This window comes from Streptomyces sp. NPDC054932 (assembly GCF_053610205.1).
In genome coordinates this window covers 1-1,753 of the sequence record NZ_JBSGXU010000385.1, presented here as the reverse complement: position 1 = coordinate 1,753, position 1,753 = coordinate 1, and the positions used below count along the sequence as shown (strand labels likewise).

Genomic DNA, 1,753 nt, shown 5'->3' with positions numbered 1-1,753 from the left:
TTCACGTTGATCGCCGGGAACAGCAGCGTGCCCTCGGACATCATCTCGTACAGACGGTGGACACCCGTGGTGGTCTCCTCCGTCACACCGCGGATCTCGGACGCGAGCTGGGTCCACTTCTGGGGGGACTCGCCGAGGGTGCGGTTGAGCAGGGTGAGGATGTGGGCGTACTCCTCGGAGTCCGCCGTCGACGGGTCCGGGGCCGCGCCGGCCTTCTCGAACTCGACGCCCTTGTGGACGAGGAGGGTGGCGTCACCACCGTCGTCGAGGATCATGTTCGGGCCGCCGGTGGGGGTGTTCGGCCAGGTGAGCGCCTGCTCGGTGCACCACCAGTACTCCTCCAGCGTCTCGCCCTTCCAGGCGAAGACCGGGATGCCCTGCGGGTTCTCCGGGGTGCCGTTCGGGCCCACCGCGATGGCGGCGGCCGCGTGGTCCTGGGTGGAGAAGATGTTGCAGGAGGCCCAGCGGACCTCGGCGCCGAGGGCGGCCAGGGTCTCGATGAGCACGGCGGTCTGGATCGTCATGTGCAGCGAGCCGGTGATGCGGGCGCCGGCCAGCGGCTGCGCCTCGGCGTACTCGCGGCGGATCGACATCAGGCCCGGCATCTCGTGCTCGGCCAGGGTGATCTCCTTGCGGCCGAACGCGGCAAGGGACAGGTCTGCGACCTTGAAGTCCATGGGTGCTGCTCCTCATGGTTCGAGAGGGTGGGTACGGCTGGGCCGTGCGCCGTCCTGGGGACGGGACACCGAGCACAGTCCGTCGGGGGTCCTCTCTCCCCTCGGCCGGTCGCAAGGACCGCCCGACCCGCCATCAGCAGCGACGCCTGACACTGAGCACGAATCTACACCGATCGGTGGAGTGAGCCCCAGTCAGACGAGGAAGAAGGTGCGGGTCTGTGTCAGGTCGTCCCGGCCGGAACCTGCCGGGGCGCCTGGAGGTGCTGGCCGGGATCCGGCAGCCGCCCGCCCCGACCACCATGTGGATCAAGCCGGATCGTACGCTTTCGGCCACATGTACTACTGGGAGGGGAACGGAACCATGGAACGCAGGCCCGGCCGGAGACGCGGCATCGCGGCGGTCGTCCTACTGCTGCTCGGCTTCGCACTGATCGCCGGGCCGGCCGCGTTCATGCTCAGCCGGTTCACGGCGGTGCACGCGGTGAGCGAGAGCATGCGGCCCACGCTCGTCGAGGGGGACCTCCTCGTCCTGCGGAAGGACCCCGCCGTGGTCCACCGCGGCGACATCGTGCTCTACGACCCGGCCGAATGGGGAATGCCGGGAGGGCCGGGTCTGTTCGTCGGACGCGTGGTGGCGGTGGAGGGCGACCGCATCTCCTACAGGAGGGGCGACACGGCCGTGGCCCTCAACGGGCAGCCGCTCGACGAGCCCTACGTGCTGGACGGCGCTCCGGGAGCCGGCGGGGTGGACTTCGACGTCACGGTTCCGCAGGGCCGGGTCTTCGTACTGGGTGACAACCGCGGCAACGCCGCGGACTCCCGCTTCCACTCGGATCGCGACGGAGGGACGCTTCCGGAGTCGGCGGTCATAGGGGTCGAGTTCGACCAGGAGCACCCGCTGGCCGTGGCCTTCGGGCTGTCCATGTTCGCCGGGGTGTGCTTCCTGCCCGTCGGCGCGGGTCTCGGGATCGCCTCGCTGGCCGTGCGCCGGCGGCGCAGGCCCGTACCGCACCACGTCTAGGACCCGTCCGCGTCGGGTGGTCCGAGGAGCCCGAAGGCCCCCGCGAGCCGTTGCT

At 70.4% G+C, this 1,753-nt stretch carries 2 protein-coding genes; one reads left to right on the top strand and one right to left on the bottom strand.

The window, feature by feature from the left end; translation table 11 throughout:
- Window positions 1–677 (bottom strand): adenosylhomocysteinase (locus ACWGE1_RS40995; protein ID WP_453425560.1); only part of this gene is annotated, 677 nt, incomplete at its 3' end.
- Between the two features lie 361 nt (window positions 678–1,038).
- Between ACWGE1_RS40995 and lepB the strand changes: the two genes are divergently transcribed.
- The gene (gene lepB, locus ACWGE1_RS40990) at window positions 1,039–1,698 is read left to right on the top strand and encodes a signal peptidase I (RefSeq protein WP_453425559.1); all 660 of its coding nucleotides are present in this window, start codon (window positions 1,039–1,041) and stop codon (window positions 1,696–1,698) included.
- Window positions 1,699–1,753: the final 55 nt, after the last annotated feature.